The following is a 26,390-nucleotide window of genomic DNA, read 5'->3' on the forward strand; positions in this document are numbered from 1 at the left end:
CCTGATGGATCGGCTGATGCTCTAATGCCCGGCATTCGCCCCGGAGAAATCCGGCGCGAGACCCGAGGCCGCAAGTTGCGAAGCGAGGATCTGCTTCAGCCGCGCCAACCCCTCGTTCGATCCGGCTTCCGCACGCGCCACCAGCACCGCCTGGGTGTTCGAGGCCCGCAGCAGCCACCACCCGTCCTCGGTCGTCACCCGCACACCGTCGGTCTCCGATACGTTGGCGCCATCCGCCCGCAGCCGCTCGGCCACCTCGGCGACAACCTCGAATTTGCGGTCCTCCGCGCAGTCGAAGCGCAGCTCCGGCGTGTTGATCACTTGCGGCAGGCTCTTGCGGAAGGTGGAAACGCTCTCGCCGCTCTTGTTCACCGCGTTCAACACGCGGATCGCGGCATACAGCGCATCATCGAACCCGTACCACTTGTCGGCGAAGAAAATGTGACCAGACATCTCGCCCGCAAGCGGCGCGCCGGTTTCCGCCATTTTCGACTTGATCAGCGAATGCCCGGTCTTCCACATCAGCGGCGTGCCGCCGGCGGCGGCAACCTGGTCGAACAGCACCTGGCTCGCCTTCACATCGGCGATGATCGTTGCCCCCGGATGCGCCGCCAGCACGTCGCGCGCCAGCAGCACAAGGAACTGGTCGCCGAACAGGATCTCGCCGGTATCGTCGACGATGCCGATCCGGTCGGCGTCGCCGTCGAAGGCGATGCCGATATCCGCCCCCTGCTTCTTCACCGCGGCCACCAGTTGTTCGAGATTCTTGGGCACCGTCGGGTCCGGGTGATGCGCCGGGAACCGTCCGTCGATCTCGGCGTTCAGCACCATGTGCCGACCCGGCAGCGCCTGCACCAGCCGCGCGACGATGTCGCCCGCCGCCCCGTTGCCGGTATCCCAAACCACGTTGAGCATCCGGTCGCCGCCTTCCCAGTCCTCCAGCAGACGAGCCAGATAGGCATCGCTGACGTCCTTTTCCTCGACCGTCCCCGCGCTCTCCGGCTCGACATCGCCGGCCGCCGCCAGACGGCCAAGCTCCTGGATCTGCGCGCCGAAGAACGGCTTGCGCCCGAGCATCATCTTGAAGCCATTGTAGTTCGAGGGGTTGTGGCTGCCCGTCACCATCACCGCGCCATCGGCCTCGCCGGTCGTTGCCGCGAAATAGAGCATCGGCGTCGGCCCGCAGCCGATATCGGTCACCTGCATGCCGCTCGCCACCAGTCCGGCGATCAGCGCCCGCGACATCGCCGGCGAAGAAAGCCGCCCGTCGCGGCCCACGGTCACCCGGCTGCCGCCCTTGCGCGCCACCATCGAGCCGAAGGTCCGCCCGATCGCGAAGGCGTCGGTCTCGTGCAGGGTTTCACCGACAATGCCGCGAATGTCGTATTCGCGCAGCATCGTCGCGGGGAATTGATGAGAGAAACCGGTTTTGTCATGCATCTGAATAAGCCTTTAGAAAATGCCGGATCGACGGCCCGAGATCGGCGCGCTGCAGACCGAAGGCAATCTGTGCTTCCAGATAGCCTGCCTTGTCGCCGCAGTCGAACCGGCGTCCCTCGAACTTGAGCCCGTGGAAAGGTGCGGCCCCGATCATCTTCGCCATCGCGTCCGTCAGCTGCACCTCGTTGCCGGCGCCGCGCTCCATCCGCGAGAGATGGGCGATCACCTCCGGCAGCAGCACGTAGCGCCCGATGATCGAGAGGTTGGACGGCGCTTCCTCGCGCTTCGGCTTTTCAACGAGCCCCCTGACCTCGACGAGGTTGCCTTCCACCGTTCCGGTCTTCAGCACGCCATAGCGATGGACATGCTCCATCGGCACCTCCTCGACCGCGACCACATTTCCCCCGGTCGCCCGATAGGCGTCGGCGAGTTGGCCAAGGCAGGGCGTCCGGCTCAGCACCAGGTCGTCGGGCAGCAGGATCGCGAACGGATCGTCGCCGATGAACGCGCGCGCGCACCAGATCGCGTGGCCAAGCCCGAGCGGCACCTGCTGGCGCACCGTCACGATCGACCCCGGCTCCATCGCCTCGCTGCGCAGCATGTCGAGCGCATCGCCCTTGCCGCGTTCGTTCAACGTCGCCTCAAGCTCGAAGGCGATGTCGAAATGGTCGATCAGCGCCGTCTTGCCACGCCCGGTTACCATGCAGAACTGCTCGATGCCTGCGGCCCGCGCCTCGTCGATCGCGTACTGGATCAACGGCTTGTCGACGACCGGCAGCATCTCCTTGGGGATCGCCTTCGTCGCCGGAAGGAATCGCGTACCCAGCCCGGCAACGGGAAGGACTGCTTTTTTCAAAGGCTTGATCGGCAAAGCACTGTCTCCCTCAAAACGATATCAGCGCGTGAAGCCCTGCCCCTGGAATGGACGGCCTGGTGCCCGTGTGGCAGTTATTCCGCTTGCGCGCCAAATGCCACGTTGCAGCTGAATGAACAAGAACATCCAAGAAAGATTAAAATATGGCTGAAATCATCAAAATCGGTGACAGTTTCGAGACCGAACACGTTTTCGAGGAAAGCGCCTCCCGCGCTTTCGCCCTGCTGGTGGGCGACACCAACCCGATGCACCATGACGAGGCGCTGGCCAAAGCCTCCCGTTATGGCGGGCTGATCGCCAGCGGTACCGAGACCACGGCGCGGATGATGGGCCTGACCGCGGCGCATTTTTCCGGCCTCGGCCCTACCGTGGGCATGGAGTTCACCTTCCGCTTCCGCCGTGCCGTGCCGATGGACGCACGCACCCGCATCCGCTGGGAGGTAACCGGCATTGAATATAAGGAAGGCCTTGGCACCATCGCGGTCTGTGCCGGGACACTCACCCTGGTCGAGACCGGAACCGTTGCGGTCGAGGGCACCAGCAAGGGCGTGCTGCTGGACTCCTGAACAGCGACCTCAGGGGCTAGGGTGAAACGGCACCTCGCGCCCTTCCAGCCAGGCCTCGATCATCGCGTTCACCGATTCCGGCGCCTCCTGCTGCACCCAGTGCGACACGTCCGGCAGGCTGCGAAAGGTGAAATCGTCGACCAGTGCCGCGGTGCCCTCGGTCAGTTCGAAGCCAAGCGCAGGGTCGACCTCGCCCCAGATCATCAGCGTCGGCACCGCAAGCCGCTTCGCCGGCGCGAGCCGGCGCCACGGGTTGCGCAGATTCGCCCGGTACCAGTTGATCATCGCGGTCAGCGCGCCGGGAATCAGCGCATTGGCGCGATAGACCTCCAGCACTTCGTCGGGGAACCGGCTCTTGTCCACCGCCAACCCGCGAAATACCCGGGCGATCCAGGCGGCCCGGTCCGCAGCCAGCACGCGCTCGGGCAGCCAGGGGAGCTTGAGCCAGAAAATGTACCAGGAGCGGCGCAACTGCCGCCACCGGCGCAAGCCGCGGGCGAAGAGATCGGGATGCGGCAGGTTCATCACGATGAACCGCTCCACCGGCCGGACCCGGTTCAGCACGAACAGCCAGCCGAGCGCCCCGCCCCAGTCATGCCCGATCAGCAATACCCCGTCATCGATGCCGCGCGCCCGTGCTGCGTCGATCAGCCCGGCCACGTCGCGCAGCAGCAGCGAGGCGCGGTAATTCTCCACCCCCTGCGGGCGGGACGAATGCCCATAGCCCCGCAAGTCCGGTGCCCAGGCAGTGTAGCCTAGCCGGGCGAGCAAAGGCAGCTGGAAGCGCCACGAGAAGCGGCTCTCCGGAAATCCGTGCAGGCAGAGTGCGAGCTTTCGGCCGCTCCCCGCCGTGTCAACGTCGAATTCGAGACCGTTGGCGGCAATCCTGACGGTTTCGATCGTGTTGTCCATATCGCCCCCCTTTCGCGGCCGTTCCGGCCCTCCGGGCCAGCCTCCGCACCGGAGAATCCGCCGTGCGGCGGGGGCGCCGTGTCAGAGCTTTTCGACCTGCCCGTATTCGAGTTCGACCGGCGTCGAGCGCCCGAAAATCGAGACGGACACCTTAACCCGACCCTTGTCCTCGTCAATGTCCTCGATCACGCCGTTAAAGCTGGTGAACGGCCCGTCAGCGACGCGTACCTGCTCGCCGATCTCGAAGACGACCGCCGGACGGCGATGCTCGGTGCCTTCCTGCACCTGCTGGATCATGCGCTGCGCTTCCGCCTCGGAAATCGGCGTCGGCCGCAGCTTGCTGCCGAGAAATCCGGTCACCTTCGGAATGTCGCGCACGAGATGCCAGGCATCGTCGGTCATTTCCATCTTCACCAGCACGTAGCCGGGGAAGAACTTGCGTTCGGCGTTGACCTTCTGGGCGCGGCGGATCTCCACCACCTCCTCGGTCGGCACCATCACCTGCTCGATTTCGTCCGCCAGACCCTTCTGGGCAGCGGTTTCCATGATCTGGGTCGCGATCTTCTTCTCGAACCCGGAATAGACGTGCAGAACGTACCAGCGCTTTGCCATGACCCTACCTCAGCCCCCGACACCGAACAGCAACCGCATCGCCCCGCCGATCACCTGATCGACCGCGAGGAAGAACACGATGGTCACCACGACCATGGCCAGCACCACGCCGGTGGTCACCAGTGTTTCCTTGCGCGACGGCCAGGTGGTCTTGGAGGCCTCGCTGCGCACATCACGCAAGAATTTCGCCGGGTTGAACGCCAATGTCAGGTTGCTCCATGAAAACTGCCGATAATCGCCTGTAGCGCCGGCCCTCGGGATTCCGGCTGGCAGGGGTGGAGGGTCTCGAACCCCCAGCCTCCGGTTTTGGAGACCGGCGCTCTAGCCAATTGAGCTACACCCCTGCGGCGCAGACTGCCCGCAAACCGCGCGCATCCGTCCGCCTTGCACAACGACCCGGCCCCGCTGTCAAGTGCAGACAAGGCGCAAGGTCGTTCAGGCTGGAGCGGGTGACGGGAATCGAACCCGCACAGCCAGCTTGGAAGGCTGGAACTCTACCATTGAGCTACACCCGCAACATTGGCGGGTATAAGCGCAGCGCGCGTCGTCATCAATAGAGCCGGGCGCGAACATGACATGCCGGGCGAGACAAACCGGGCCAGCCTGTCTATGCTGAGACGATGGCTGTAACCCACGAGGTCTTCAACCAGGCCGGCGAACCGCCCGATCACGACGCCTTCACCGCCGATGCCGCCCTTGCCGAAGCGGTCGCCGCCTACGGTGCCTCCTGGGCGGTTCCCCATCTCGCCGCGGTCGGCACGCGGGTCGGTTCCGCCGAACTGCGCGCCCTGGCGCGGGAGGCGAATCGCAACCCGCCCGAACTCGCCGTCTTCGACCGCTTCGGCCACCGTATCGACGAAATCGCCTATCATCCCGCCTGGCACGGCCTGATGCGCATGATCCGCGCCGACCGCTTCCACAGCCTGGCCTGGACCGAGCCCCGCCCCGGCGCTCATGTCGCCCGCGCCGCGGTGGCCTATCTCTGGGGCCAGGGCGAGCCCGGCGTCTGCTGCCCGGCGGCGATGACCTTCGCCGCGACCGCCGCCCTTGCCCACGCGCCAGACCTGCTCGCCCGCTTCCGCGACCGCATCCTTGCGCCCGGCTACGACCCGCGCCCGCTGCCGCCGGCCGAGAAACCGGCACTCGGCGTCGCCATGGCGATGACCGAGAAACAAGGCGGCTCGGATCTGCGCCAGACCCGCACCACCGCGACCCGCGCGGGCGATTCGTGGCAACTGACCGGCCACAAATGGTTCTTCTCGGTGCCCACCAGCGATCTCTTCCTCACCCTCGCCCGTACCGGCGAGACGATCTCCTGCTTCCTCGCCCAAGGCTGGCGCGACGATGGGAGCCGCAACGCGGTGCGGATCCAGCGCCTGAAGGACAAGCTCGGAAACCGCTCCAACGCCTCCTCGGAGGTCGAGTTCGACGGGCTTGAGGCGGTCATGGTCGGCGCCGAGGGCCGCGGCATCGCCACCATCATCGAGATGGCGCATCTCACCCGCCTCGAATGCGCGCTCGGCGCCGCAGCGCTGATGCGCCAGGCCACCTCGCTCGCGCTCCACCACGCAGTCCATCGCCGCGCCTTCCAGCGCGCCCTGATCGACCAGCCCCTGATGCGCGCCGTCCTTGCCGACATGGCCCTGGAAGCCGAGGCGGCGCTCTGGCTTGCCCTGCGCGCAGCCGCTGCAACCGATGCCGCCGCCCGCGACCCCGCCGAAGCCGCCCTCGCCCGGATCATCGTCCCGATCGCGAAATACTGGACCTGCAAGCGCGCCCCCGCCCTGCTCGCCGAGGCGCTGGAGTGCCATGGCGGCAACGGCTTCGTCGAGGAGCACCCGATCGCCCGGCTCTACCGCGAGGCGCCGCTGAACGGCGTCTGGGAGGGGGCCGGCAACGTCATCTGCCTCGACGTGCTGCGCGCGCTGACCCGCACGCCCGAGGCCGTCGCCGCCCTTGCCGCCGAACTCGCCCCCGCCCGCGGCGCCGACACCGCGCTCGACGCGCTGATCGCCGGCGTGGAGGCGAGGCTCGAATGTCCCGAAGCTGCCGAGCCCGTCGCCCGCCGCCTCGTCGAGCATCTCGCCCTCGCCCTCTCGGCCGCGCTGCTGCTCCGCCATGCTCCCGGCGCCGTCGCCGAGCGCTTCATCGCCGCACGAATCGTTCACCCCGCACTGGCCTTCGGCGCCGCTGGCGCCACCGGCGGCGACGCTGGCATCCTCGCCCGCGCCGCCGTCATCCCCCCGGACACCAGCCCAAACGCCTGCCAAGACGCCTGAAGGACCGACCGGCCATGCCCGACCCCGTCATCGCCCCCTACGGCACCACACGCGCCGGCGCGAAGGTGCGGCGGATCACCCTCGCGAATGCGGCCGGCATGTCGGTCAGCCTGCTCGACTATGGCGGCATCGTCGAGGAACTCCTTGCTCCCGACCGGCGCGGCCGCCTCGCCAATGTCGTGCTGACCTGCCCGACCCTCGCCGACTACGAGACGAAGAGTCCCTATTTTGGCGCGATCGTCGGCCGCTACGCCAACCGCATCGCCGGCGCGGGCTTCACGCTCGACGGAGTCCGTCATATTTTGCCGGCCAACGAGGGCGCCAACACCCTGCATGGCGGCCCGGCCGACGGCCCCGCGCCCAATTTCAGCCACCGTGTGTGGGACATCGTCGCGGCCACCGGCAGCGCCCTCACCCTTCGCCTGCATAGCCCGGACGGCGAGAACGGCTTTCCTGGCGATCTCACCGTCTACGTCACCTACACGCTGATGCCGGACAACACGCTCCGCCTCGACTATGCCGCCCGCGTCGCCGGCCGTGCGACGGTGATCAACCTGACCAACCACGCCTATTTCAACCTCGCCGGCGGCGGCACCGCGCTCGACCACGACATCGCCGTTGCTGCCGCGCGCTACCTTCCCGCCGATTCCGCAAACATCCCGACCGGCGCCATCGCCCCCGTTGCCGGCACCTGGCTCGACCTCACCCGACAGCAGCGACTCGGCCCCGCCCGCGCCGGACTCGACCATTGCCTTGTGCTCGACAAGCCCGAAGGCGTGATCGGCCTCGCCGCCCTCCTGAGCGATCCAGCCTCCGGCCGCGTCCTCACGGTCGAGACTACCGAGCCCGCCGTGCAGGTCTATGCCGCCGGCAAGCTTAACCTGCCGCCCTATGGCCCCGGTGACGGAATCGCCCTCGAAACCCAGCATTTTCCCGATTCGCCCAACCGCCCGGCCTTTCCCTCTACCAGGCTCGACCCCGGCGAAGCGTTTCGCTCCAGCACGGTGTGGCGCTTCACGACCGACCAGACGAGAACATGACAGGAACAATTGGTTAATAAATTCTTATCAAACGCGTTGCCGTTATGTTCTCTTCATGCAAAACTCACCCTCGACGGATGTATCCGCACGCCGTAAGATGAATTCGCGTTCAGGTTGCATGATTCGACCATTGCCCACGCAGCCGCCCTTCACGCTTCAGGAGTTACCGATGGATAAGAACAAGGCACTCGATGCCGCCCTGGCCCAGATCGAGCGCGCCTTCGGCAAGGGCTCGATCATGCGCATGGGGTCGCGCAGCGAGTCCGAGACGATCGATGTCATTTCCACCGGCTCGCTCGGGCTCGACCTCGCCCTCGGCATCGGCGGCCTGCCGCGCGGCCGCGTGATCGAGATCTACGGGCCGGAATCCTCGGGCAAGACCACCCTCGCCCTGCACGCCGTGGCCGAGGCGCAGAAGCGCGGCGGCACCTGCGCTTTCGTCGATGCCGAACACGCGCTCGACCCGATCTATGCGCGCAAGCTCGGCGTCGATGTCGATAATCTGCTGATCTCCCAGCCCGACACCGGCGAGCAGGCGCTCGAGATCGCCGACACGCTGGTCCGTTCCGGCGCGATCGATGTTCTTGTCGTCGATTCGGTTGCCGCCCTGGTTCCCCGCGCCGAGCTCGAGGGCGAGATGGGTGACAGCCATGTCGGATTGCACGCCCGCCTGATGAGCCAGGCGCTGCGCAAGCTCACCGGCTCGATCTCGCGCTCGAAGACACTGGTGATCTTCCTCAACCAGATCCGCCTCAAGATCGGTGTGATGTTCGGCAACCCCGAAACCACCACCGGCGGCAACGCGCTGAAATTCTACGCCTCGATCCGCATGGATATCCGCCGCATCGGCGCGATCAAGGACCGCGAGGAAGTCACCGGCAACCAGACCCGCGTGAAGGTGGTCAAGAACAAGCTGGCCCCGCCCTTCCGCCAGGTCGAGTTCGACATCATGTATGGCGAAGGTATTTCCAAGGTGGGCGAACTTCTCGATCTCGGGGTAAAGGCCGGCATCGTCGAGAAATCCGGCGCATGGTTCTCCTGCGACAGCCAGCGCATCGGCCAGGGTCGCGAGAATGCGAAGCAGTTCCTGCGCGACAATCCCGAGGTCGCCAGCTCCATCGAGCAGCGCATCCGCGCCCAGGCCAATCTCGTCGAGGCGTCGATGATCACCGACGAAACCGAGCCCGAAGCCGCCGAGTAACAGCGGCGCGGCGGGCAGTTGCCGGAGCCCAGCCTTGATTTCGGCTCGCCCGCTATTTAACAACGCCGTTCATTAACCAAACTCAGGGTCAGTTTCATGAAGCGTGCGCTCATAACGGGCATTACCGGCCAGGATGGCGCCTACCTCTCGCAACTCCTGCTCGGCAAGGGTTACGAGGTGTTCGGCGTGATCCGCCGCTCCTCGCATCGTGGCGTCGAGGATCATCGGCTGCGCTGGCTGGGCATCGCCGATCGCGTCACGCTTCTCGATGGCGACCTCTCTGACCTCTCCAGCCTGGTCCGTATCGTCAAGGAGGTCCAGCCCGACGAGGTGTACAATCTCGCCGCCCAGTCCTTCGTCGCCTCGTCCTGGCGCCAGCCGATCCTGACCGCGAACATCACCGCCATCGGCGTCACCAACATGCTCGAGGCGTTGCGCGCCGAAAAGCCGGATGCCCGCTTCTATCAGGCATCGTCCTCCGAAATGTACGGTTTGATCCAGGAGGACATGCAGAGCGAGACCACCCCCTTCTATCCTCGCTCCCCCTATGCCGTCGCCAAGCTCTACGGTCACTGGATCACGGTGAATTACCGCGAGAGTTTCGGCATGCACGCCTCCTCCGGCATTCTCTTCAACCATGAGAGTCCGCTGCGCGGCGTCGAGTTCGTGACCCGCAAGGTGACTGACGGCGTTGCCCGCATCAAGCTGGGCCTTGCCACCGAGCTGCGCCTCGGCAATGTCGACGCCAAGCGCGACTGGGGCCACGCCCGCGACTATGTGAAGGCGATGTGGCTGATGCTCCAGCAGGACATCCCGGACGATTACGTCGTCGCCACCGGCCGCACCACCACCGTGCGGGATATGTGCCGGATCGCATTCGAGCATGCCGGGCTGGACATCGAGCGCCATCTCGTCATCGATCCCGCCTTCTACCGCCCAGCCGAGGTCGACGTGCTGCTCGGCAACCCCGCCAAGGCGCAGCGGGCACTTGGCTGGCAGCCGGAAACCTCGCTCGAGCAGATGATCGTCGAGATGGTCGAGGCCGACCTCGCCCGCCTGCGCGAAACCACGCGCTAGTCCTGCCTCGATGGCAGCGCCAACCCGCATCATGGTCACCGGGGCCGGCGGCTTCGTCGGCCGGCACCTGTGCGCCACGCTTGCGGCCAGTTTCCCTGCCGCCAAACTGCAGGCGCTGCGTGCCGACATCACCGATCCCGGCGCGCTGGATGCCGAAATCAGCGCCGCAGCGCCGGAGGCGTGCATCCATCTTGCCGGCGTGGCCGCGGTGCCGGCCGCCCGGCAGGATCCGCGGCGCGCCTTTGCCGTCAATCTCGACGGCACGCTCAACCTCGCCCGTGCCCTGCTCACACACGCGCCGCGCTGCCGCCTGATCTACGCCGGCAGCGCCGACTGCTACGGTGCGACCTTCCGCACCGGTGTGCCGCTCGACGAATCCGCCCCGCTCGCGCCGCTCAACACCTATGCCGCCAGCAAGGCCGCAGCCGATCTCGCCCTTGGCGCAATGGCGGCCGAATCCGGCCTGCTTGTGCTGCGCCTGCGCCCGTTCAACCATGTCGGTCCCGGCCAGAGCGAGGCCTTTGCTCTCGGCTCCTTTGCCGCACAGCTTCGCCGCATCGCCGCCGGCGAGGCGCCTGCCGTGCTCCGCGTCGGCAATCTCGACGCCGAGCGCGATTTCCTGCATATCGCCGATGTCACTCGCGCCTATGCGCTTGCCCTGGACCGGTTCGACGAGCTGCCCGACGCGACGATCCTCAACCTCGCCTCCGGGACACCGCGCCGCCTGCGCGACATGGTCGAGGCGATGATCGCAACGCTCGGCATACCGGTTGCCATCGAACTCGACCCCGCCCGCCTCCGCCCAAGCGACATTCCCCGCGCCACCGGCAACGCCGCCAGGGCTGCCGCCCTGCTCGGCTGGCAGCCCACGCACAGCCTGCAAGACATCGTCAACGCCGTCCTGCAATAGACTGATTTTAAGTTTCTTTAACCTTCGTCAGCCTTGTTCGCCCCGGCGGCCGCAAGACAGGCGATCTCGGCGGCGAGCCGCGGTGCCGGCGGGTCTGCCAGCCAGCGCGCCGGTTGCGCCACGGCCGCGGCGAGCCTCGCGTGATAGGAAGCCCGGCTTACCTCCATCGCGCCGAACCGGGCCAGATGCACGGTCAGGAACTGCGTATCCAGCAGCGTGAACCCACCCAGCCTGAGCCGTGCGACCAGATGCACCAGCGCCAGTTTCGACGCATCGCGCTCCCGCGAAACCATGCTCTCACCGAAAAATGCACCGCCGATCGCGAGACCGTAAAGCCCGCCGACCAGAACGCCCTCCCGCCATACCTCGATGCTGTGGGCATGGCCGCGCTCGTGAAGTTCGATGAACAGCCGCTCGATCCCGGCATTGATCCAGGTTTCCATCCGTCCCGGGGCAGGCGCCGCGCAAGCGGCGATCAGTGCCGGGAAATCGCGGTCGGCGACGATCTCGCAGGGCGTTGCCCGCAGCGTGCGCGCCAGCCGCCGCGGCAGATGGAAGCCGGAGAGCGGCAGCACCCCCCGTCGCTCGGGATCGAGAAAATGCAGCGTCGCCGAATCCCGCCGCTCCGCCATCGGAAAGAGGCCGAGCCGGTAGGCGCGCAGCAACAGGTCGGCGGTCAGCTCGGCGTCATGCGGTGCCATGGCCGATGATGTCCCGAAACGCCTGGCCCGACAACTGAAGCATCATCCATTCCCGCGGGTTCGCCTTCCCCATCGACCTGCGCGCGGATGACATTACCGCAACCCTGCGGTATGGCAGGGGGAGAACCATGTCTCAGGAATGACCGGCCGCTCCATGACCTCCAGCAACGACATCCGCGCAACCTTTCTCGACTTCTTCGCCCGCAACGGCCACGAGGTGGTGCCCTCGGCCCCCCTGGTGCCCCGCAACGACCCGACGCTGATGTTCGTCAATGCTGGCATGGTGCCGTTCAAGAACGTCTTCACCGGCCATGAGCACAGGCCCTATGTCCGCGCCGCATCCTCGCAGAAATGCGTCCGCGCCGGCGGCAAGCACAACGATCTCGACAATGTCGGCTACACCGCCCGGCACCACACCTTCTTCGAGATGCTCGGCAACTTCTCGTTCGGCGATTATTTCAAGGACGTCGCGATCGAGAATGCCTGGACCCTGCTCACGAAGGATTTCGGCATCCCGAAAGACAAGCTGCTCGTCACCGTCTACCACGAGGACGATGAGGCCGCCTCGCTCTGGAAACGGATCGCCGGATTGCCGGACGAGAAAATCATCAGGATCGCGACGGACGACAATTTCTGGCGCATGGGCGATACCGGCCCCTGCGGTCCCTGCTCGGAAATCTTCTACGATCACGGCCCCGCGATTCCCGGCGGCCCGCCGGGCAGCCCGGACGAGGATGGCGACCGCTTCATCGAGATCTGGAACCTCGTATTCATGCAATTCCTCGAGGAACCGGCCGGCGTGCGCAACCGCCTGCCTCGCCCCTCGATCGACACCGGCATGGGCCTCGAGCGCTTCGCGGCCATCCTCCAGGGCAAGCACGACAATTACGACACCGACACGCTGCGCGCCCTTATCCTTGCGTCTGCCGAGGTTTCGCAAACTGATCCCGACGGCGCGCACAAGGTCAGCCACCGCGTGATCGCGGATCATCTTCGCGCCACCTCCTTCCTGATCGCCGATGGCGTGCTGCCCTCGAACGAGGGCCGCGGCTATGTGCTGCGCCGGATCATGCGCCGCGCCATGCGCCACGCCCACCGGCTCGGCATGCGCGAGCCCTTCATCTACCGCCTGGTTCCCGCACTCACCCGCCAGATGGGCGTGGCCTTTTCGGAACTCCCCCGCGCCGAGGCCCTGATCGTCGAGACGCTGAAGCTCGAGGAGCAGAAATTCGCGGTGATGCTCGAACGCGGTCTTTCGCTCCTCGAAGACGAAGTGCAGAAACTCGGCTCGGGCGAGAAACTCCCCGGCGCTGTCGCCTTCAAGCTCTACGACACCTACGGCTTCCCGCTCGACCTGACGGAAGACGCGCTGCGCGAACAGCATCGCGGCCTCGATCATGTAGGCTTCACCGCGTCGATGGCCGAGCAAAAGGCGCGCGCCCGCGCCGCCTGGGCCGGCTCCGGCGATGCCGCGACCGAAACCGTCTGGCTCGACCTGCGCGATCGTCTCGGCGGCACCGAGTTCCTCGGCTATTCGACCGAGGAGAGCGATGCCAGCCTCCTCGCCGTGGTGGTGAAGGGCGCCCCCGCCGGCCGCGCCGAGGCCGGGCAGGAGGTCGCCCTCATCTTCAACCAGACGCCGTTCTACGCCGAAAGCGGCGGGCAGGTCGGCGATACCGGCACGCTCACCGCCCCCGGCGTTATCATCCGCGTCACCGACACGCAGAAAAAGGCCGGCGATCTCTTCGTCCATTACGGCACGATCGAGGAAGGCGAGATTGCCCCCGGCGACTCCCTTCATGCCGAGGTCGATCACGCCCGCCGCGGCGCCATTCGCGCCCACCATTCGGCGACTCACCTGCTGCACGAGGCGCTGCGCCGCGCCCTTGGTCCGCACGTGACGCAGAAAGGCAGCCTGAACGCGCCGGACCGTCTGCGCTTCGACATCTCCCAGCCCCGCCCGGTGACGGGCGAGGAACTGCGCGCTGTCGAGCGCGAGGTCAACGCGCGCATCCGCGAGAACGCCGCGGTGGAAACCCGGCTGATGACGCCCGATGAAGCGGTCAAGCGCGGCGCGATGGCTCTGTTCGGCGAGAAATACGGCGATGAGGTGCGCGTCGTCTCGATGGGCGCCGGCGATGGCGGGAAGTCCGCCTATTCGATCGAGCTGTGCGGCGGCACCCATGTCGGCCGCACCGGCGATATCGGCGCCTTCCGCATCCTCGCCGAATCAGGGGTCGCTGCCGGCATCCGCCGCATCGAGGCTGTCACGGGCGAAGCCGCCCTCGCCGCCACCGAGGCCGCCGCCGACCTGCTGGAAGAGGCAGCCGCCACGCTCAAGGTCGCCCCCGCCGAACTCCCTGCCCGTATCGCTGCCCTGCTGGAGGAGAAAAAACGCTTCGAGCGGCAGGTCGCCGATCTGCAGCGCAAGCTCGCCACCGGCGGCGCCGCGTCCGAGATCGAGGAGGTCGCGGGTATCAAGCTCGCCGCCCGCAATCTCGGCGAGGTCTCGCCGCGCGACCTGAAATCGCTGGCGGATTCCATCCTGAAATCGATGGGCTCGGGCATCGCCGCCCTGGTGTCCACCGCCGAGGGCAAGGCGAGCATCGTTGTCGCCGTCTCGGCCGACCTGACCGACCGGTTCAACGCCGTCACCCTGGTCCGCGCCGCTTCGGAAGCGGTCGGCGGCAAGGGCGGCGGCGGAAGGCCGGACATGGCCCAGGCCGGTGGCCCGGATGGCGCCAAGGCCGACGAGGCGCTCGCCGCGATCCGCGCATCCCTCGGTGGCTAGAGCATCATCCGATCGGATGGAGTCATCTGATCGGATAACGATGCTCTAACCCCCTAAGGGGGGGGACAAAAATCAGCCGATCGACATCAGGCTGGCATTGCCCCCCGCCGCCGCGGTGTTGACACTGACCGACTGCTCCTCGAGCAGGAATTCGAGCGGATAATCCCACTCGAAATATTCCTCCGCCGGCAGGGCATGGACCGGCACGATCAGCCCGTCCCGCTCTGCCAGCGCCATCTGCAGCGCAATCAGCGCGTCGCGATGCCCCTCGAACAGCACGGCCTGGAAGTCCGCCCGCAGCACCGCATCCTCCGGTGCCAAAGCCGGGCGGATTTCCGCCGGCATGCGGGCGATCTCGGCCTCAGCCCCCACACAGAGCACCAGTGGCAGATTGCCGGTGGCATGGCACGCGGCAACCTGCCGCCACAACCCGGCAAAACTCGCGGCCCGACAAAGCACCCTCCCCTTCGGCTTGAGCCGCAACGTGTTCTGCTCGCCCACCGGCCCTGGCAACTCGGCGTCGCCGAACGAGCCGGCCGCCTCATACCGGCGCGCTGGCGCGGTCTCGATCCCCTGCTCCCGCATCCAGCCGATCAGCTTCGCCAGTGCCGGCGCCGCTTCGCCCGCGCCATGCGGCATCGGCCGCCGGGCCAGCAGCCGGCGCAGATAGAACGGCCCGCCCGCCTTCGGCCCGGTGCCCGACAGCCCATGCCCGCCGAAGGGCTGCACGCCGACCACGGCGCCGACGATGTTGCGGTTGACGTAGATATTACCGGCCTCGGCCTTGCCGATCGCCTGCGCGATCGTCTCGTCGATCCGGCTGTGCACGCCGAAGGTAAGCGCATAGCCAAGCGCATTCACCGCCTCGATCATGGCATTCCGCTGCTCGCGGCGATAGCGCACCACATGGAGCACCGGCCCGAACACCTCGCGCTCCAGCGCCGACGGATGGTCGATCTCGATCATCGTCGGCGCCACGAACCAGCCGCCCTCGGTCTCCGGCGGCAGCGCCACCGAGAATACCTTGTGCCCTCGCCCTGCCATTGCCGCGACATGGGTGCGGATATTGTCCCGCGCCTCCTGCGTGATCACCGGGCCGACATCGCTCGACAGCCGGTCCGTCGCCCCGACGGCGAGTTCCTCCATCGCCCCGCGCAGCATGGCGAGCAGCGCATCGGCAATGTCGTCCTGCACCAGCAGGATGCGCAGGGCCGAGCAGCGCTGGCCGGCGGAATCGAAGGCAGAGGTAATGATATCGCCCACCGCCTGTTCCAGCAGCGCCGAGGAATCGACCAGCATCGCGTTCTGCCCGCCGGTCTCGGCGATCAGCGGCACCGGCATCCCATGAGCATCGAGGCGACGCGCGAGCGTGGCCTGGATCATCCGTGCCACCGCGGTCGAGCCGGTGAACACCACGCCGCCGACCCTTGCATCCTCCACCAGCGCGGCGCCCGTCCGCCCATCGCCCGGCAGCAGTTGCAACGCATCCGCCGGCACCCCGGCCTCGTGCAGGATCCGCACGCCCTGGGCGGCGATCAGCGGGGTTTCCTCCGCCGGTTTCGCAAGCACCACATTGCCGGCGGCAAGTGCGGCAACAACCTGGCCGGTGAAGATGGCGAGCGGGAAATTCCACGGGCTGATCGCCGCCACCACGCCGAGCGGGCGGTGGGATTCGTTGTCGAACCCGTCCTGGAGCTGGCCCGCGTAATAGCGCATGAAATCGACCGCCTCGCGCACCTCGCCGATCGCCGCCGGGAGCGACTTGCCGGCCTCGCGCACGATCAGCCCGACCAGCGCCGTCATGCGGTGTTCGAGCAGGTCGGCGGCGCGGAGCAGGATCGCGGCGCGCTCGGCGGCGGGCGTCGCCTGCCAGATCGGCGCCATGGCGGCGGCGCGGGCAAGTGCGGCGCCGACCACGCCCTCATCCGGCTCGATGACGGTGCCCACTCGGTCGGCGGTATTCGCGGGGTTGAGCACGGCCCGGCCCGGTGCCGCTGGGTCGGCATCCGGCGGAGCGGCGCGCCAGTCCTTCTCGAGACTCGCCAGCAGCGCCGAGCCGAGCGAGGCGAGACGCTGCTCGCTGGCAAGATCAAACCCAGCGGAGTTGCGCCGCGTGCCCAGAATCGCCGCTGGCAGCGCGATCTTCGGATGCGGCGCACCGAGCGGCTCGATCTTCCTCGCAGCGGTGACCGGGTCCTCGATCAGCGCCTCGACCGGCACGCGCCGATCGGCGAGGCGGTTGACGAAGGAGGTATTGGCGCCGTTCTCCAGCAGCCGGCGGACGAGATAGGCGAGCAGCGTCTCATGAGTGCCGACCGGCGCGTAGATCCGGCAGGGCCGGTCGAGCTTCTGCGGCCCGACGACCTCCTCATACAGCGGCTCGCCCATGCCATGCAGGCACTGGAACTCGTAGTCCCCCACCTCGAAGGCCGGCCCGGCAAGGGCATGGATGCTCGCCAGCGTCAGCGCGTTATGCGTCGCGAATTGCGGAAATATCTCGGTGCGCGCCGCCAGCATCGCTCGCGCGCAGGCGAGGTAGGACAGGTCGGTGTGGATCTTGCGAGTGAATACAGGGAAGCCTTCCAGCCCGTCGAGCTGGGCGCGCTTGATCTCGCTGTCCCAGTAGGCGCCCTTGACCAGCCGGACCATCAGCCGGTGGCGGCTGCGGCGGGCGAGGTCGATCAGGAACTCGATCACCGCGCGCGCGCGCTTCTGGTAGGCCTGCACCACGAAGCCGATGCCGTTCCAACCGGCGAGGCCCGGCTCGAAGCAGAGGCCTTCCAGCAGGTCGAGCGAGAGGTCGAGCCGGTCGGCTTCCTCGGCGTCGATGTTGATGCCGATATCGTAGCGGCGGGCGAGCAGGGCCAGCGCCTTGAGCCGCGGCGCCAGTTCCTCCATCACCCGGGCGCGCTGGGCGCGGCTGTAGCGCGGATGCAGCGCCGAGAGCTTCACCGAAATGCCGGGCCCGCGATAGATCCCCTTGCCGCCCGAGGCGGCCCCGATCGCATGGATCGCCTGTTCGTAGTCGCGATAGTAGCGCGCGGCGTCGGCTGCGGTGAGTGCGGCCTCGCCCAGCATGTCGTAGGAATAGGCGAAGCCTTTCGCCTCGCGCTTGCGGGCATTGGCCAGCGCCTCGCCGATGGTGCGGCCCATGACGAATTGCTCGCCCATCAGTCGCATCGCGATGTTCACGCCGCGGCGGACCACCGGCTCGCCACCGCGGGCGAGCAGCCGGCTCAGCGCCGAGGACAGGCCCGCCTCGCTCGCGGTGGCGTTCAGCCGGCCGGTGAGCAGCAGCCCCCAGGTGGCGGCGTTGATAAAGACCGACTTGTTGCCGCCGAGATGGCTCTGCCAGTCGCCGGCGCCGATCTTGTCGCGGATCAGGGCGTCGCGCGTGGCAGCATCGGGGATGCGGAGCAGCGCCTCGGCCAGGCACATCAGCGCGATGCCCTCATGGCTCGACAGCGCGTATTCCTGGAGCAAGGTCTCGACCATGCCGGCATTGCGGCGGGCGCGCAGCGCGGTGACGAGGCTGGTCGCGGTCGCCCGCCCCTGTTTCGCGGCGGCGGCTGGCAGGGTCGCGCCCTCGATCAGCCCGGCGACGGCGTCGGTCTCCGGGATCCGGTAGGCGGCGGTGATCGCAGCCCGCAGCACGGTCTGCGGCTGCACGTCCTGGACGAATTCGAGGAAGGGCACGGCGGCCGGCGCATCGTCCTCCGCGGTGGCGGCGGCGTCGAGCGTCTCGCCGCGTTCGAGCCGTTCCAGCCCGGCAAGAATGAGCTGCTTGGCGAGGTGATGTGTCGTCCGCCCCTCGCGCTCGGCCTGGGCGCGGAGCCGGGTGCGGACCTGATCGTCGAGCTTGACCCCCATCGTGCTGACAGCCATTGCCGTCCCTCCTCTTGCGGTTGCACCTTTGATGCAGAGCGGGTTACACCTTTTGGTAAATTAGGTGCAACCAATTTCGTCGCTGCGGTGCACCCTATGACGGCGGCGGGCAATTCCGCTACAGACAGAGCACCATGACGTTGCAGCGCAGCCAGATCCGCATCGCGGTCAATTTTGCCCTCGACGGCCTGCTGGCCGCGCTGGCGGTGATCGCCGCCTGCTGGCTGGCCGACCCGGCGCAACCGATGCCTTCGCCACCCATCCTGCCGCTCGCCGGATCGGCGGCGATCTGGCTGATCGGCGCGCCGTTCGGCCTGCCACGACAGCACTGGCGCTTCACCGCCCTGCCCGACGCGATCGCAGTGCTGGCGAGCGCGGTCTCCGCCGCATTGCTGATCGTGCTTCTGCTCGTAGGCGTTGGCGCGCGGATCCCCTCGGCAAGCTTTCCACCGCTGCTGATCATCACGCTCGGCCTGGCACTGCTGGCGCCGCGCGTGCTTTATCGAATGGCCCGCACCCGGCGCGAGGTGCTGTCGGACGATGCCGAAACCGCGCTGCTGCTCGGCGATGGCGAGGGAGCGGAGCTGTTCCTCGCCGCCCTCTCGCGCGAAAGCCACCAGCGCTACCGGGTGATCGGCGTGCTGGCCGGTTCGGCGCGGGAGACCGGCCGGCGCATTCATAACGTGCCGATTCTCGGCGAGGTCAGCGGGCTGGCAACCGCGCTCGATCGACTGGCCGAGGCCGGGCAGATGCCGGCCGTGCTGGTCGTGGCGAGCCGCGAACTTGTCGGCCCGGCGCTGCGCGAGATCATGGACGAGGCCGAGCGCCGCGGCATCCGCACCGCCCGCGCCCCGCGCCCGACCGCCCTCTCGCCCACCACGCCGGGCGAGCCGGAGACCGCGCTGCGCCCGATCGCCATCGAGGACCTGCTCAACCGCCCGCAGGTCGCGCTCGACCGCGAGGGCATGGCGCGGATGATCCAGGGGCGCTGCGTGCTGGTGACCGGCGCCGGCGGCTCGATCGGCTCGGAACTGGCCCGGCAGGTCGCGGGGTTCGGGCCGGCGCGGCTCGTCCTGCTCGATTCGAGCGAATTCGCGCTGTGGCAGATCGATCTCGAACTATCGGAGCTGCTGCCGGGCCTCGCGCGCGCGGCGGTGATCGCCGATGTGCGCGACCGCGCGCGGATCGAGGCGCTCTGCGCCGAATGGCGGCCAGACCTCGTGTTCCACGCGGCGGCGCTGAAACATGTGCCGATCGTCGAGGCCAACCCGCTGGAAGGCATCGCCACCAACGCGCTCGGCACCCGCAACGTCGCCGATGCCGCGCGTGCCGCCGGCGCCGGGCTGATGGTGCTGATCTCGACAGACAAGGCGGTGAACCCCTCCTCGGTGATGGGGGCGTCGAAACGGCTGGCGGAGATGTATGCCCAGGGGCTCGACGTCGCGGCGCGGCGGCAGGCGGGGATGCGGATCGTCACCGTGCGGTTCGGCAACGTGCTCGGCTCCACCGGCTCGGTGGTGCCGCTGTTCCGCCGCCAGCTCGGCCGCGGCGGGCCGCTCACGGTGACGCATCCCGACATGCGGCGCTATTTCATGACCGTGCGCGAGGCCGTCTCGCTCGTGCTGCAGGCCGCCGTGGTCGGCCGCTCGAACGCGGCGCTGCCGGTCGCACAAGGCGGGATCTTCGTGCTCGACATGGGCGACCCGGTGAAGATCGTCGATCTGGCGCGGCAGATGATCCGCCTTGCGGGGCTCAGGCCCGATCTCGACATCCCGATCCGCTTCACCGGGCTCAGGCCGGGAGAAAAACTGTTCGAGGAGCTGTTCCACGGCGCCGAACGCCCGATCGAGACCGGGTTTGCCGGCCTGCTGATGGCCGCACCCCGGGTGGCGGACGCAGCCCTGGTCGGCCGCGCCTTCGACGAGCTGGCCGCCTTGATCCAGCGTGGCGAGGCGGCGGCCGCGCTCGCGGCGCTGGCGAGGCTGGTGCCCGAGTTCGGCGCGCAACCCCTCGCCGCGGCGGGCCCGACCGGCTAGATAACGCCGATGGACACCGATCTTCCCCCGATTCCGTTTCTCGATCTCAAGGCGCAGCAGGCGCGGCTCGGCGCCGGCCTGCGGACGCGGATCGACGCCGTGCTGGCGCATGGCCAGTTCATCCTTGGCCCCGAAGTCACCGAGCTGGAGCAGCGGCTCGCCGCCTTCTGCGGTGCGGCGCATTGCGTCAGCGTGAGCTCGGGCACCGACGCGTTGCAGATCGCGATGATGGCGGAGGGGATCGGGCCGGGCGATGCCGTGTTCCTGCCGGCCTTCACCTATACCGCGACCGCCGAGGTGCCGCTGCTGCTCGGTGCGACGCCGGTCTTTGTCGATATCGATCCGGCGACCTTCCAGATCGACCCCACGCATCTGGAGGCGCGCATCGGCGCGGTGCGCGCGGCCGGATTGCTGCGGCCGCGGGCGGTGGTTGGCGTCGATCTGTTCGGGCAGCCCGCGCCCTGGCCGGCGCTGCGCGATATCGCCGACCGGCACGGGCTGTTCACGCTGGATGACTGTGCCCAGGCCTTCGGCGCCGCCCTCGGCGGCGAGCGCCTCGGCCGCGCTGCGGATGCGACGGCGACCAGCTTCTTCCCCTCGAAGCCGCTCGGTGCTTATGGCGATGGCGGCGCGCTGTTCACCGAGAGCGATGAGCGCGCGGCGCTGTATCGCTCGCTGCGCACCCATGGCGAGGGGACGACGCGCTACGATGTGCAGCGGATCGGCATGAACGGGCGGCTGGACACGCTGCAGGCGGCGGTGCTGCTCGCCAAGCTCGACGTGTTCGAGGCCGAACTGGTGCGGCGCGAGACGATCGCCCGGCGCTATGACGCGGCGCTGGCATCGGTGTTTGCCACCCCCGTCCGCGTGCAGCAGAGTTCGAGCGCATGGGCGATCTATGCGGTGCTGCTGCGCGATGGCGCGGAGCGCGAGGCGATGCAGGCGCGGCTGCGCGCCCGCGGTGTTCCGAGCGCCGTGTATTACCCGAAGCCGCTGCATCACCAGCCGGCCTATCGCGCCGCGCATGACGGGGCGGCATTGCCGGTGTCCGAGGATGTGGCAACCCGGATCATGGCGCTGCCGCTGCATCCCGATCTCGACGACGCGCAGGTGGCGCGGGTGATCGAGGCCTGTCTCGAAGGGGCAGCAGATGCCGCGCGGTGATCTGTTTCCCGAGGTTGGCCCGTATCAGACGGGGTATCTGCCGGTCAGCGACGGGCATGTGATCTATTGGGAGCAGGTGGGCAATCCCCGCGGGCGGCCGGTGCTGTTCCTGCATGGCGGGCCGGGCGCCGGCGCAGGCGCGGTGCATCGACGCTTCTTCGACCCCGCATTCTGGCGCGTGGTGATCTTCGACCAGCGCGGCGCCGGGCGTTCGACGCCGCTCGGCAGCCTGGAGCGGAACACGACGCCGGCGCTGATCGAGGATATCGAGGCGCTGCGCGAGCATCTCGGCATAAGGCAGGTCCTGCTGTTCGGCGGCTCCTGGGGCTCGACCCTCGCGCTGGCCTATGCCCAGGCGCATCCCGAGCGTGTGATGGGCATGGTGCTGCGCGGAATCTTCCTCGGCCGGCCGAGCGAGGTGGACTGGTTCCTCGAAGGCATCGCCCGCTTCTTCCCTGACGCCCACGCGGCGCTGGTGAACTTCCTGCCCGAGACGGAGCGCGGTGACCTGCTGGGGAGTTATTTCCGCCGGCTCTGCGATCCCAATCCGGCGATCCACCTCCCGGCGGCGCAGGCGTGGTCGGTCTATGAGGGGTCATGCTCGACGCTGCTGCCGAGCTACGAGACGGTCAGCGCCTTCGCGCAGGACCGCACCTCGCTCGGGCTCGCGCGGATCGAGGCATATTATTTCCTCAACAACCTGTTCCTGCCGCCGGACGGGCTGCTCGCCGGAATGGGGCGGCTGGCCGGCGTGCCGGCGGAGATCGTGCAGGGGCGCTACGACATGATCTGCCCGCCCAACTCCGCCTTCGACCTCGCCGCCGCCTGGCCTGCCGCGCGGCTGACGGTGGTGCCGGATGCAGGGCATTCGGCGCTGGAGCCAGGCATCCGCGCGGCCCTGCTGGCCGGGCTGGAGCGGATCCGCAACCTGACCTGAGTTTGCCCCCCAGGCCGCTTCGGGCTTTAACCGGGCCATGAGGGCATGCTTTGCCCCGAATTTGCCCGGATCGGGCGCAACGATGCGGCGAATGGCAAGGAGATGCGACATGGCGCGGGGACGGCGCGCGGTTCTTGGAGCGATGATGGGAGCGCCGCTGGCCGCACGGGCCGCCGAGCTTTCGGCCATTCCGCTCGCCCTGACGATGGGCACCGGGCAGCCGGGCGGCGGATTTTCGGTATATGGCCAGGCCTGGGGGCAGGCGGCGCAGAAATCGGCGCGGATTTCGGTGTCCTATCGCGCCTCCGGCGGCAGTGCTGCGAACGTGCTGCTGGTGGAACAGAACGCGGCGCAGCTCGGCCTCGTGGTGCTCGCCGTCGCCAACCAGGCCTGGGCCGGCCGGGGGACGTGGACCAGCGGCGTGAAGCTCCAGGGATTTCGGGCCCTGTTCCCGATTTGCGGTGCCAGCCTGCAGATTTTTGCCCCGGCCCGCAGCCGCATCCGCCGGCTGCGGGATCTTGCCGGAAAAGTGATCGGCGTCGGCCCTGCGGGGGGCGCCGGCGCGGTGCTGGCCCCGGAGGCGCTTGCCGCTGCCGGGATCAGGCCACGGCTCGCGATCGAGGGGCTCTATGGCGAGCAGATCGACCTGCTGCATCGCGGACAGCTCGACGCGTGCGCCTTCTTCGGCATCACCCCGTTGCCTTCGGTGCGCGAGGCGGCCGCTCGCGGCGGTTTCAACCTGATCGGCTTCGCGCATGACGAGATCGTGGCGGCGGCCAGGGCGCTGCCCGGCATCGGCGCGGCGGTGATCGGGCGCCATACGCTGCCTCACCTCTCCGCCGCAGTGGCGACAATCGGCTCCGAGGCCATCGCCATCGGCGCCGCGAGCCTGCCGCGGAGCATCGCCGGCGTGCTGACAACGACGGCGATGCAGCACCGGACGGATCTGCTGCGCGATCTGCCCGGCAGCGGTCCCGCGCGGCTTGGCCCCGGCTGGATCGACCATAGCTCGCCGGTACCGTTTCACCCCGGCGCGGCGGTGGCACTGCGCGCGTCGGGGCTTGGCGTGCCGGACGCGCTCATCCGCGGCTGATGCGCCGGCCCCCTTCATGCGATCCTTGAGCGGAACCGTTCGATGCGAAGACTGATCATGACCGCGGTTGCGCTGAGCCGACGCCACGCGCGCGCGGTGATCGCGGCCTATCTCGCCGCCATCGTGCTCGGGCTCGCCTATACCGCGACGCATCTCGGCATCGACACCAATACCGATCACCTCTTCGCCGCCAGCCTGCCCTGGCGGCAGGAGCAGATGAAATTCGACAAGGCGTTTCCGCAGTTCCAGAACCTCATTGTCGCGGTGGTGCGGGCCGATGTGCCGGAAACGGCAGATGCGGCGGCCAGGGCGCTGGCGGCGAAGGTGGCGGCAGACAAGGTCGATTTCCACGATGCCACGCGCCCCGGCACCGGCAGCTTCTACGACCGCGACGGGCTGCTGCTGCTGCCCGAGACCCAGCTCGCGAAATTGCTGAACGCGATCGTGATCGCACAGCCTTTTCTCGGCCAGCTCTCCGCCGATCCCTCCGCCGCCGGGCTGTTCAGGGCGATCGATCTGATGGCGGTGGGGGTTGGCGCGGGGCAGGCCAATCTCGCCCCCTATCGCGCCCAGCTCGACACATTCCGCAAGGCGCTTGATGCCGCCGCCGCGGGCCATGCGACGCCGCTGTCCTGGCAGTCGTTGCTGATGCCGGGGGTGGCCGCCGAGCAGGGCGATGTGCGCTTCGTGCTGATCCATCCCGTGCTCGATCATGGCGCGCTGCAGCCGGGCGGGGTGGCGACGGCGGCGCTGCGCCGGATCATCGCCGGGCTGCCGGAGGTGAAGGACGGCGCGGCGCGGATCAGCTATACCGGGCAGATCCCCCTCTCGGACGAGCAGTTCGCGAGCCTGACCCAGGGGATGGTGGCCGGCCTGCTGATCAGCACCGCGCTGATCACGCTCTGGCTCGTGCTGGCGGTGCGGTCGTGGCGGATGATCGTGCCGATCCTTGCCACACTGCTCGCCGGGCTGGCACTGACGATCAGCTTCGCCGCCCTCGCCATCGGCACGCTGAACCTGATTTCGGTGGCGTTCGCGATCCTGTTCGTCGGGCTCGCGGTCGATTTCGCGATCCAGTTCTGCGTGCGGCTGCGCGACGTGCGCCACCGGGTGGACGACCCCGCGCTGGCGCTGATCGGGGCGGCGGACGAGGCGGGGCTGCAGATCGCGCTGGCCGCCGGGGCGACGGCCTGCGGCTTTCTCGCCTTCGTGCCGACCAGCTTCGTCGGTGTCGCCGAGCTTGGGCTGATCGCCGGCATCGGCATGGTGATCGCCTTCTTCTGCACGATCAGCTTCCTCCCCGCGCTGCTGGCCTTCACCCGACCGCGCGGCGAGGTGGAGCGGATCGGCTTTCCGATCGGCGACTGGGCGGATGGCACGCTGCGCCGCCATGGCCGCGCAGTGCTCGGCGTATTCGCCGCGACCGCGCTCGCCGGGATTCTCGCCGCCGCGACGCTGCAATTCGACGCCAACCCGCTCGATACCCAGAACCCGAACACCGAGGCGATGCGGACGCTGCACTCGCTGCTCGGCAAATCGGTGACGAATCCCTTCTACATCAACGTTCTGGCCAAGAACGTGACGGATGCACGCGCGCTTTCGGCGCGGCTCGGCAAGCTGCCCGAGGTGGCGCAGGTGATTTCCGGGGCCACCTTCGTGCCGCAGCACCAGAGCGCCAAGCTCGGCATGATCCAGCAGACGCAGGGCATTCTGGCGCCGAGCCTTGCGACCGGCGCGCCGCCGGCGGCCAGCCCCGAGCGTCTGCGCGCGGCGGCGGCCAAAGCCGCGGCGGCGATCGCCGCGGTGGCGGACAAGCTGCCGCAAGATTCGCCGCTGCGCGGCATCGGTGCTGCGCTGGAACAGCTGAAATCCGCCCCCGATGAGCGGGTAATGGCGATGAACGCTGCCCTGACCCGCTACCTGCCGGATGCGCTGCAACGGTTGAACCAGGCGCTCTCACCGCAGGAGATCACGGCGGCGAACCTGCCGGAATCGGTGCGGCGGGACTGGTTCCTGCCGGATGGCGCGGTGCGGGTGCAGGTGATCCCGACCGCGGCGGCGCAGCGCTCTGCGGGGCTGTGGCGCTTCGTGCGGGCGGTGGAGACGGTGGTGCCGGTTGCCGCCGGGCCGGCGGCGACCACGGTGGCGACGGCGGATACGATCCTCGGTGCCTTCCGCGAGGCCGCGGCGCTGGCCGCCGTCGCGATCGCGCTGATCCTGATGCTGTTTCTGCGCTCGGCGCGGGATTCGGCGCTGGTGGTGCTGACCCTGGCGCTGTCGGCCTTTCTGACCGCCCTGTTCGCCCATCTCGCCGGGCTGCAGCTGAACTACGCGAACATCATCGCCCTGCCGCTGCTGCTCGGGGTCGGCGTGTCGTTCAACGTGTATTTCGTGATGAACTGGCGCGACGGCATGAAACATTTGCTGGGTTCGGCCACGGCCCGGGCGGTGCTGTTCTCCGCATTGACCACCGGCACCGCCTTCGGATCGCTCGCCGCCTCGCGTGATCGCGGCACGGCGAGCCTTGGCGAATTGCTGCTGCTGAGCCTGGTGGCGGTGCTGATCGCCACTTTCGTTTTCCTGCCCGCGCTGCTCTCCGTGCTGCCACGCCGGGAATGAGTCTCGAAAAGCGCAGCCTTTCGCTGTCCGGACACCGCACCAGCGTGGCGCTGGAGCCGGAATTCTGGGCAGCGCTGGAGGCGGCGGCGGCGCGGCGGGGCGTGGCGCTCGGCACGCTGGTCCGTGAGGTGGACGCGGCCCGCGACCCCGAGCGCCCGCTTGCCTCGGCGCTGCGGGTATTTGCCCTGACCGACGCAGGGTAGCGCGGCACCTTCGCTGACCCTATAATATCCGTCAAAATCGCCAGACTGGA

The 26,390-nt window shown here is 68.3% G+C and carries 20 protein-coding genes and 2 tRNA genes; 13 read left to right on the forward strand and 9 right to left on the reverse strand.

Annotation, left to right across the window (positions count from 1 at the left end; genetic code table 11):
• Positions 1-21: 21 nt before the first annotated feature.
• Together pgmG and galU are read right to left on the reverse strand one after the other, a co-directional pair.
• On the reverse strand, positions 22-1,440 hold the full coding sequence (gene pgmG / locus B7Z76_RS07090) for a phosphoglucomutase/phosphomannomutase PgmG (protein WP_174502192.1): 1,419 nt from the start codon (positions 1,438-1,440) through the stop codon (positions 22-24).
• A complete protein-coding gene (galU, locus tag B7Z76_RS07095) occupies positions 1,433-2,311 on the reverse strand; it encodes a UTP--glucose-1-phosphate uridylyltransferase GalU (protein ID WP_174502191.1) in 879 nt (292 codons plus the stop codon). The genes pgmG and galU overlap by 8 nt, the downstream gene beginning before the upstream one ends.
• Positions 2,312-2,457: 146 nt before the next feature.
• Between galU and B7Z76_RS07100 the strand changes: the two genes are divergently transcribed.
• Positions 2,458-2,880 carry a MaoC family dehydratase gene (locus B7Z76_RS07100; RefSeq protein WP_174502190.1) on the forward strand — a complete coding sequence of 141 codons (423 nt, stop codon included), beginning with the start codon at positions 2,458-2,460 and terminating at the stop codon, positions 2,878-2,880.
• 9 nt (positions 2,881-2,889) lie between these two features.
• Here B7Z76_RS07100 and B7Z76_RS07105 read toward each other — a convergent pair whose 3' ends face one another.
• From B7Z76_RS07105 to B7Z76_RS07125, 5 genes are all read right to left on the reverse strand, one after another.
• Positions 2,890-3,792, reverse strand: a complete 903-nt coding sequence (locus tag B7Z76_RS07105; RefSeq protein ID WP_291343000.1) for an alpha/beta fold hydrolase — start codon at positions 3,790-3,792, stop codon at positions 2,890-2,892.
• Positions 3,793-3,873: 81 nt separating this feature from the next.
• Positions 3,874-4,404 (reverse strand): transcription termination/antitermination protein NusG, encoded by a 531-nt coding sequence (nusG, locus tag B7Z76_RS07110; RefSeq protein ID WP_174502188.1) that lies wholly within the window; start codon positions 4,402-4,404, stop codon positions 3,874-3,876.
• A gap of 9 nt (positions 4,405-4,413) precedes the next feature.
• Positions 4,414-4,584: a preprotein translocase subunit SecE gene (secE, locus tag B7Z76_RS07115; RefSeq protein WP_324482311.1), complete on the reverse strand. Its 171-nt coding sequence runs from the start codon at positions 4,582-4,584 to the stop codon at positions 4,414-4,416.
• Positions 4,585-4,671: 87 nt separating this feature from the next.
• Positions 4,672-4,748, reverse strand: a tRNA-Trp gene (locus tag B7Z76_RS07120).
• Positions 4,749-4,845: 97 nt separating this feature from the next.
• Positions 4,846-4,919: transfer RNA gene (locus B7Z76_RS07125), tRNA-Gly, on the reverse strand.
• Between the two features lie 105 nt (positions 4,920-5,024).
• Between B7Z76_RS07125 and B7Z76_RS07130 the strand changes: the two genes are divergently transcribed.
• The 5 genes from B7Z76_RS07130 (at position 5,025) to B7Z76_RS07150 (ending at position 10,911) form a co-directional block, all read left to right on the forward strand.
• Positions 5,025-6,683 (forward strand): acyl-CoA dehydrogenase family protein, encoded by a 1,659-nt coding sequence (locus B7Z76_RS07130; protein WP_291343003.1) that lies wholly within the window; start codon positions 5,025-5,027, stop codon positions 6,681-6,683.
• A 14-nt stretch (positions 6,684-6,697) separates the two neighbouring features.
• The gene (locus B7Z76_RS07135; protein ID WP_291343005.1) at positions 6,698-7,723 is read left to right on the forward strand and encodes an aldose epimerase family protein; all 1,026 of its coding nucleotides are present in this window, start codon (positions 6,698-6,700) and stop codon (positions 7,721-7,723) included.
• A gap of 169 nt (positions 7,724-7,892) precedes the next feature.
• Positions 7,893-8,924 (forward strand): recombinase RecA, encoded by a 1,032-nt coding sequence (recA, locus tag B7Z76_RS07140; protein ID WP_291343007.1) that lies wholly within the window; start codon positions 7,893-7,895, stop codon positions 8,922-8,924.
• Between the two features lie 96 nt (positions 8,925-9,020).
• Positions 9,021-10,001 carry a GDP-mannose 4,6-dehydratase gene (gene gmd / locus B7Z76_RS07145; RefSeq protein WP_291343009.1) on the forward strand — a complete coding sequence of 327 codons (981 nt, stop codon included), beginning with the start codon at positions 9,021-9,023 and terminating at the stop codon, positions 9,999-10,001.
• A 10-nt stretch (positions 10,002-10,011) separates the two neighbouring features.
• The gene (locus B7Z76_RS07150) at positions 10,012-10,911 is read left to right on the forward strand and encodes a GDP-mannose 4,6-dehydratase (RefSeq protein WP_174502182.1); all 900 of its coding nucleotides are present in this window, start codon (positions 10,012-10,014) and stop codon (positions 10,909-10,911) included.
• Between the two features lie 17 nt (positions 10,912-10,928).
• Here B7Z76_RS07150 and aat read toward each other — a convergent pair whose 3' ends face one another.
• A complete protein-coding gene (aat, locus tag B7Z76_RS07155) occupies positions 10,929-11,612 on the reverse strand; it encodes a leucyl/phenylalanyl-tRNA--protein transferase (RefSeq protein ID WP_174502181.1) in 684 nt (227 codons plus the stop codon).
• A 154-nt stretch (positions 11,613-11,766) separates the two neighbouring features.
• Between aat and alaS the strand changes: the two genes are divergently transcribed.
• A complete protein-coding gene (gene alaS / locus B7Z76_RS07160) occupies positions 11,767-14,403 on the forward strand; it encodes an alanine--tRNA ligase (RefSeq protein ID WP_291343012.1) in 2,637 nt (878 codons plus the stop codon).
• A gap of 72 nt (positions 14,404-14,475) precedes the next feature.
• Here the strand turns inward: alaS and putA are convergent, their stop codons facing one another.
• The gene (putA, locus tag B7Z76_RS07165) at positions 14,476-18,288 is read right to left on the reverse strand and encodes a trifunctional transcriptional regulator/proline dehydrogenase/L-glutamate gamma-semialdehyde dehydrogenase (protein WP_291343014.1); all 3,813 of its coding nucleotides are present in this window, start codon (positions 18,286-18,288) and stop codon (positions 14,476-14,478) included.
• A 134-nt stretch (positions 18,289-18,422) separates the two neighbouring features.
• Between putA and B7Z76_RS07170 the strand changes: the two genes are divergently transcribed.
• The 6 genes from B7Z76_RS07170 to B7Z76_RS07195 all read left to right on the forward strand — a co-directional run bounded on the left by B7Z76_RS07170 (position 18,423) and on the right by B7Z76_RS07195 (position 26,340).
• On the forward strand, positions 18,423-20,324 hold the full coding sequence (locus B7Z76_RS07170) for a nucleoside-diphosphate sugar epimerase/dehydratase (RefSeq protein ID WP_291343016.1): 1,902 nt from the start codon (positions 18,423-18,425) through the stop codon (positions 20,322-20,324).
• Between the two features lie 9 nt (positions 20,325-20,333).
• Entirely contained in the window at positions 20,334-21,488 is a 1,155-nt protein-coding gene (locus B7Z76_RS07175) for a DegT/DnrJ/EryC1/StrS aminotransferase family protein (RefSeq protein WP_291343017.1), read from the forward strand.
• Positions 21,475-22,425, forward strand: a complete 951-nt coding sequence (gene pip, locus B7Z76_RS07180; RefSeq protein WP_291343019.1) for a prolyl aminopeptidase — start codon at positions 21,475-21,477, stop codon at positions 22,423-22,425. The genes B7Z76_RS07175 and pip overlap by 14 nt, the downstream gene beginning before the upstream one ends.
• A 109-nt stretch (positions 22,426-22,534) precedes the next feature.
• Positions 22,535-23,518: a TAXI family TRAP transporter solute-binding subunit gene (locus tag B7Z76_RS07185; RefSeq protein WP_174502175.1), complete on the forward strand. Its 984-nt coding sequence runs from the start codon at positions 22,535-22,537 to the stop codon at positions 23,516-23,518.
• Positions 23,519-23,560: 42 nt separating this feature from the next.
• On the forward strand, positions 23,561-26,137 hold the full coding sequence (locus B7Z76_RS07190) for an MMPL family transporter (protein ID WP_174502174.1): 2,577 nt from the start codon (positions 23,561-23,563) through the stop codon (positions 26,135-26,137).
• Positions 26,134-26,340, forward strand: a complete 207-nt coding sequence (locus B7Z76_RS07195) for a ribbon-helix-helix domain-containing protein (RefSeq protein ID WP_174502173.1) — start codon at positions 26,134-26,136, stop codon at positions 26,338-26,340. Before B7Z76_RS07190 ends, B7Z76_RS07195 begins: the two co-directional genes overlap by 4 nt.
• The last annotated feature ends 50 nt before the right edge of the window (positions 26,341-26,390 follow it).

Origin of the sequence: Acidiphilium sp. 20-67-58, from assembly GCF_002255515.1 — a bacterium.
Classification (GTDB): Bacteria; Pseudomonadota; Alphaproteobacteria; order Acetobacterales; family Acetobacteraceae; genus Acidiphilium.